This window comes from Aliidiomarina sanyensis (assembly GCF_003987175.1).
GTDB classification, from domain to species: domain Bacteria; phylum Pseudomonadota; class Gammaproteobacteria; order Enterobacterales; family Alteromonadaceae; genus Aliidiomarina; species Aliidiomarina sanyensis.
In genome coordinates this window covers 39,169-45,827 of record NZ_PIPM01000016.1, presented here as the reverse complement: position 1 = coordinate 45,827, position 6,659 = coordinate 39,169, and the positions used below count along the sequence as shown (strand labels likewise).

6 protein-coding genes are annotated in these 6,659 nt (G+C 50.6%); 5 read left to right on the top strand and 1 reads right to left on the bottom strand.

Features of this window, described 5'->3' with window-relative positions; all coding sequences use genetic code 11:
- Positions 1–153: 153 nt before the first annotated feature.
- Positions 154–2,025 (bottom strand): DUF885 domain-containing protein, encoded by a 1,872-nt coding sequence (locus CWE11_RS10980; RefSeq protein WP_126777674.1) that lies wholly within the window; start codon positions 2,023–2,025, stop codon positions 154–156.
- A 176-nt stretch (positions 2,026–2,201) separates the two neighbouring features.
- Between CWE11_RS10980 and rnr the strand changes: the two genes are divergently transcribed.
- The 5 genes from rnr (at position 2,202) to priB (ending at position 6,655) form a co-directional block, all read left to right on the top strand.
- Positions 2,202–4,598, top strand: coding sequence for a ribonuclease R (gene rnr, locus CWE11_RS10975; protein ID WP_126777673.1), 2,397 nt, complete (start codon positions 2,202–2,204; stop codon positions 4,596–4,598).
- Positions 4,598–5,350 carry a 23S rRNA (guanosine(2251)-2'-O)-methyltransferase RlmB gene (gene rlmB / locus CWE11_RS10970; protein ID WP_126777672.1) on the top strand — a complete coding sequence of 251 codons (753 nt, stop codon included), beginning with the start codon at positions 4,598–4,600 and terminating at the stop codon, positions 5,348–5,350. The genes rnr and rlmB overlap by 1 nt, the downstream gene beginning before the upstream one ends.
- Positions 5,350–5,805, top strand: a complete 456-nt coding sequence (locus tag CWE11_RS10965; protein WP_126777671.1) for a hypothetical protein — start codon at positions 5,350–5,352, stop codon at positions 5,803–5,805. The genes rlmB and CWE11_RS10965 overlap by 1 nt, the downstream gene beginning before the upstream one ends.
- A gap of 155 nt (positions 5,806–5,960) precedes the next feature.
- Complete coding sequence (gene rpsF, locus CWE11_RS10960) at positions 5,961–6,329, top strand: 30S ribosomal protein S6 (RefSeq protein WP_126777670.1); 369 nt, start codon at positions 5,961–5,963, stop codon at positions 6,327–6,329.
- Complete coding sequence (gene priB, locus CWE11_RS10955; RefSeq protein ID WP_198675635.1) at positions 6,329–6,655, top strand: primosomal replication protein N; 327 nt, start codon at positions 6,329–6,331, stop codon at positions 6,653–6,655. Before rpsF ends, priB begins: the two co-directional genes overlap by 1 nt.
- Positions 6,656–6,659: the final 4 nt, after the last annotated feature.

Sequence of the window (6,659 nt, the reverse complement as noted above, 5' to 3'; positions counted from 1 at the left end):
ACTGGGTCTGGTATCGCTGATGGACAGTTACCATCAGCTCAAATGTAACCTATGAACCGCCGTGGTACGGAACCGTATGCCCGGTGGTGTGAGAGGACGGAGGCCAGGAGGCCTCCTCCTACTCGATTAACAACGATGATTGAGAATCGTTGGTTATTCCGGGTTTACGCCGGTTTGAACGGTCTCAATCCAATTGCGGACCCGTGCCTCGAGTAAGGGGAGAGGCAGCGAGCCTCCGCCGAGCACCGTATCATGGAAAGCGCGAATATCGAACAACTCGCCGAGTTCTGATTCAGCTTCTGCTCGGAGATCTTGAATTCGCATCATACCGATCTTGTAAGCGGTCGCTTGGCCAGGCCAAACGAGGTAGCGTTGGACTTCAGCTTGAATCGAGCCCTCGGTGATGGGCGTATTCGCACGGAAATATTCAACCGCATCTTGTTGTGTCCAACCGAGCGCATGCATTCCGGTATCAACGACCAGACGTGCCGCACGCCAAATTTCTGCGATAAGACGACCAAAATCGGAATAGTCATCTTCATAACCACCCATTTCTTTGGCGAGTAACTCAGCATAGAGCGCCCAACCCTCGACATACACCGTGTGACGGTCTTGTGTGCGGAAACGAGGAACACCGGTCAGCTCTTGAGCAATCGAGATCTGCATGTGATGCCCCGGATTTCCTTCATGATACGCCACGGCTTCCATGTCAATTTTGGGCATCGCGCGCATATCGGAAAGATGTGCATAGTAAATCCCTGGCCGAGAGCCGTCGGGTGTTCCAGGGAAGTAATGCTGGGGCGCACCATCTTGCTCACGGAAGGACTCCACGCGACGAACGACCAAATCGGCCTGAGGCAAAATACCAAAGAATTCAGGTAACCGCTCATTGATGGCATCAAGATAGGCTTTCGAATCATCTAGGTAGGCTTGGCGACCCTCGTCGGTGTTTGGATAGTAGAATTGGTCGTCCTCTAAGACGAACTCAAAGAATTCTTCAAGCGTGCCTTCAAAACCAACACGCGTCATAATTTCTCGCATTTCGTCTTGAATTCGCGCAACTTCATTCAAGCCAATGCGGTGAATTTCTTCGGCGGTTAACTCAGTTGTGGTGTGGATCCAGAGCATGTGTGCGTAGTAGTCACTTCCGCCCTCGAACTTGCTAACACCGGTTGGATTTGAAGCGGCATTTTCAAGGTCTGTTTCCAACCACGTAATCATTTCCATGTAACCTGGACCGACTGAGTTGGTTAATGCGTCCCGAGCGTCCTGCAAGTGTGCCTCAACTTGCTCTTGGCTGAGAACTCCATTTTCGTACAGGGCCATGGCTTTTTGATAGACATCGGCATACAGAGGTGAGCGCTCACCTCCATTATCCGCAAAGGGGGCGCCTTTAATTAGGTTTGCCAGTTGTTCAATCGCGCCTTTGTACGCAAAATCAGGGGGACGAATCCCTTTTTCTGCGCGCTGCTGAGCTTGCTCCGTGATGGTATTCAGTCGATCGCCGAGGTGATTGAGACGAGAAATGTAAGCTTTGAGATCATCTTCATCGTCAACGCGGTGAAAAGAAATCATAAATTGTGCGACGCTGACCGGCATGCTCGACATTTGATGAATTAAATAGCCGAAGTCACGATATTCATATTGTTGTTGCATCCGCTCGACATTATACAGCCAGAGGTCATAGGAGGTCTGTGCTTCCGCATCGAGCTGGGTGTAGTCAAAATTGGCTTGCAACTCGACAGCGGTGCGCTCAAACCACGCAAGCTGTTCTTCTTGGGCTTCGAGAGAGACTTCATCAATTTCATCGTAGCGTTCTTTACGTCCCATCATGGTGAGCTGGAGAGGACTATTTTGAAGATTCTCTTCGAACCGCTCGTCAAACCACCGATTCAAACGCTCACTTTCGGTCAGCGCGGCTTCGGTTTGTGTTGTGACTTCAGGTGATGCAGTCTCCGGCGGAGGCGCCTCGCCACAGGCGGCAAGAAAGAGGATAGCGAGTATAACCGAGAGTATTCGTTGCATAACAAACCTCGTGTTGGCTGAGTAATGAATGTTTTAAGGGAAACGTATTGAAGATTAGCAGGTTTTTTAAACTTTGAGAGATTGGTAATTACGCATAGAAGATGTGCAAATGATATACTTATCAGAATTCGAGTTCCGTACCGCGGAATTCAGCAACAAAAATGGATAGAAAATATATGAGTCAAGATTCGACTTCCCAGACACCGCAATATGACGTAGAGATTCCTTCACGCGAAGCCATGCTGGAAGTCATCACAAAAGCAATAAAACCCGTCCCGTACCAAGATATCATTTCTCACTTTAAGTTGAACGATGAACGGCAACAAATTGGTGTGAAGCGCCGCTTGCGGGCGATGGAGCGAGACGGGCAACTGGTATATACGCGCAACGACGCGTACGGCCTACCAGACCGCATGGATTTGAAAAAAGGGGTGGTAATTGGCCACCGTGATGGATTTGGATTTGTGCAACTGGACGAAGGTGGGCAGGATCTTTACCTCCCGTATCACCAAATGCAACTGGTGATGCATGGGGATCGCGTGTTGGTGAAAGCGGGCAGTGCCGACGCCAAGGGGCGCCGAGAAGCTCGAGTGGTTCGTAGCCTAAGTGACGAGAAACGCGAGATTGTTGGTCGCTATTTCTTTGAGCAGGGTTTGTCACTTGTGGTACCCGATGATACCCGTCAAGGCCAAGATCTGATTATACCGCCCGAGCACGTAAACGGCGCACGCCACGGGCAAATGGTGGTCGCTGAAGTCCTCGCACGTCCGAGCCGGCGCTCCTCTCCACTTGCTCGTATTAAAGAGATTCTTGGTGATCACCTTGCCCCAGGGATGGAGATAGAAGTTGCGATTCGAGAACATGGTATACCGCACGAATGGCCCGATAATTTAAAACGCGAAGCCGATAAGATTCCTGATGAAGTACTCGAGTCCGACAAGCACGGGCGAGTTGACTTGCGCAAACTCCCTTTGGTGACGATCGATGGTGAAGATGCGCGTGACTTTGATGATGCTGTGTATTGTCAACCGGACGGAAAGGGATTCCGGCTGTGGGTTGCTATCGCGGATGTTAGTCACTACGTACGTCCGGGAACAGCGCTAGATAGAGAAGCCCACGGACGCGGAAACTCAGTGTACTTCCCGCAACAAGTCATTCCGATGCTACCAGAGAAGCTATCGAATGGATTGTGTTCCCTCAATCCACAGGTTGATCGTTTGTGTATGGTTGCGGAGATGGTGATTGGTGCGCGTGGTAAACTCATGGAATATAGTTTTTACCCAGCGGTGATGAACTCACACGCGCGACTCACCTACACAAAAGTCGCCGCCATTCTTGAGGGTGATCCTGCGCTACGCAAAGAATATGATGCAGTGGTTCCTCATCTAGAAAGCCTACAACAATTGTATAAGGTATTGCGGCAAGCTCGGGATCGGCGCGGTGCGATTGATTTCGATACGGTGGAAACACGCTTTATTTTTAACGCCCAACGCAAAATTGAGCGGATCGTTCCCGTGTATCGCAATCAGGCACATATGCTGATTGAAGAATGTATGATCATGGCAAACGTGGCAGCCGCCCAGTTTGTTGAAAAGCACAACGGGGGCGCGTTGTTTCGCGTCCACGACTTACCGGATGAAGATCGCTTGATGGCGTTTCGAATGGTTTTGGGTGAATTAGGTCTCACAATGCCCATTCAAGGTGATCCCACGCCTGAGGACTTTGCCAAGGTATTGGAGCAGGTCGCTGATCGCCCAGATCGTGAGTTGATTCAGACCATGCTACTGCGTTCACTCCAACAAGCGGTATACAGCGCAGAGAATCGAGGGCACTTTGGTCTTAGTCTGGCAGCCTACGCTCATTTCACATCACCGATTCGTCGATATCCTGATCTGATCTTGCATCGGGAAATTAAGCGAATTCTCAGCGAGACGTTACCGGGTATGCCAGGTCTGGAGGGCAAGCACGTCTACGATGAAAGTGCGCTAGGTGAACTTGGGCCCCATTGCTCCCATACGGAGCGTCGGGCAGATGATGCGACACGGCAAGTCGACGAATTCTTGAAGTGTGAGTTCATGCAGGACCATGTCGGGGACGAGTTCGAAGGGGTTATTTCGTCGGTGACCAACTTTGGTCTGTTTATCCGCTTGAACGATCTCATGATTGATGGCTTGGTGCATATCTCCAACATGACCCAAGAATATTATCATTATGATGCGGACCGCCATTTACTGGTGGGAGAGAGCTCTGGGAAAGTCTACCGGATTGGCGACAAAGCGACCGTGAAAGTGGCGAGTGTGAGCTTGGCCGAGCGGAAGATCGATTTTGAATTGCTCGCTGTAGAGCATTCGTCTGCTGCTTTACCGCCGCGCAAACGTGTTGACTTGAAACGAAGCCGCGGGAAAGGCAGTGAGCGAGGAAAAGGAACCTCGCGCGGTGGAAAACCGAGCGGCAAAGGTTCAGGTCCGTCCCGCGGGAAACGAAGTGATGGTAAAGGGAACAAGAACGCAAAAAAACATTCGGGAAAAAAATCGGGTAAAGGCCCGGCCAAACAGAAAAAGCGGCGGTCGTAATGAGTAAAAATGATGTAGTGTTCGGTATCCACTCGGTTGCTGCTGTTCTGGCACACCATCCCGAGCGAGCAATTGAATTATTTGTGCAAAAAGACCGAGACGATCCGGCGGTTCAAGAGATTATTAAAGCTGCACGTGCAATGGGAGTCAGACCGCAATTTTGTCATCGAAAAACGCTCGATGACCGAGTCTCTGAAGGGAATCATCAGGGGGTTCTGCTTTTTGTGACCCCCGCTCGCCAGTATCAAGAAAACGACTTACCTGAATTGTGCCAACAAGCTGGGCAAAAAGCACTGTTTTTGGTGCTAGACCAAGTCACCGATCCGCATAATTTAGGCGCCTGTTTACGAACTGCGGATGCCAGTGGGGTGACCGCTGTGGTCGTGCCTAAAGATAAATCTGCAGGGTTAAATAGCACCGTGCGAAAAGTGGCCAGTGGTGCAGCGGAAGTGGTACCTCTCGTGGTTGCAACAAATCTTGCGCGGGCAATTCGCCTGTTGAAAGATGAAGGAGTATGGGTCACAGGGACAGCAGGAGAGGCCACTCAAACGCTGTATGAGAACAAATTTGTGGGGCCAGTTGCACTGGTAATGGGCGCTGAAGGCACCGGGATGCGTCGCCTAACACGAGAATTGTGCGATGACTTAGTCGCGATCCCACTTGCTGGCACAGTAAGCAGCTTGAATGTTTCGGTTGCCGCGGGCGTGTGTTTATTTGAGGTTGTCCGGCAACGACTTGGGCAAGGAGCCTAATGGTGGAAAGAAAGCCATTACAGCAACTTGTACCAATTTTTTTATCGGTGGGTGTGGTTGCTTTTTTGCTTGTGTTTGCATGGATTGGAACCTCAGATCAAACCATGCAAACCCATCGTCCTCCGGTTTATTTGTCAGTGCAATCGGATTCGCAGGATCCGCAGCTACAGCCGTTTATGGATGACTTACGGTATCGGATGGAGACCCACCATAGTTATCGAATGGTGAGTCAGGAAGCTGCCGCAGCCTATGTGGTTCAAGTGGAGGTTCAGTTTGCGTCTGAAGGACTTCGCGCGAATGCGAGTGTTCATGTGGGACCGCAGGGGCGTCAACCTGAGGGAACGCTGCTGGGTTATCGTAAAGTAGTGCAAGGACCAACAGGCGCGAGCCTTCTCTTATCAGAGCAATTATTTCGTCTTATCAATCAAGAAATCGCGGACGCACCCGCTCGGTGATGCGGGCCGCGAACCCCACCATTTTACTTGCGCTCATTGCTCATCTTGCGTACAATGCGCCGGCTTGAATCAGCCCAACTATAAAGTTTCAAGTTCCTTGCCTTCACGTCAGCCGGGCTGAGCTGCACTTAGGCTTTCATCCATAAGGAGCAATTATGCGTCATTATGAAATCGTGTTTATGGTCCATCCAGACCAAAGCGAACAAGTCCCTGGCATGATCGAGCGGTACACTGAGACTGTGAAATCTGCTGGCGGTGAAGTTCACCGTTTAGAAGACTGGGGCCGTCGGCAACTGGCTTACCCAATCAACAAACTGCACAAAGCGCACTATGTTCTGATGAACATCGCTGCGACTTCAGAAGTTGTTGACGAGCTGGAAACCAACTTCCGTTACAACGATGCGGTACTGCGCAGCCTGGTTATGCGTAAAGACGAAGCCATCAGCGAGCCTTCACCTTTTGCTAAGCCAAAGGAAAAAGAAGACCGCCGTGAAGCGAAAGCTGAGACTGCATCTGCTGAGTGATGTCGGCTACAGCTCAAGGTACTGCCATTAACCAACTCGTGATTCGAGGAAGCCTTGTAAAAGCACCTAGACTCACGCGAAGCCCAGCAGGGATTCCCCACTTACTCCTCGCAATTGAACACCGTTCGTTGCAGATGGAAGCGGGTTTAACGCGACAGTGTTATGTAAGAATCCAAGCGGTGGTGAGTGGTGAAGAAGCAGAACTTTGGTCTACGAAACTAACTCTGGGACATGAAATTGAAGTCAGCGGCTTTCTCCAGCGACATGAGAATGCCAAAGGAGTCCCCCGACTTATCCTTCATGCTCAGAAATTAATACAGGTTTAACAGG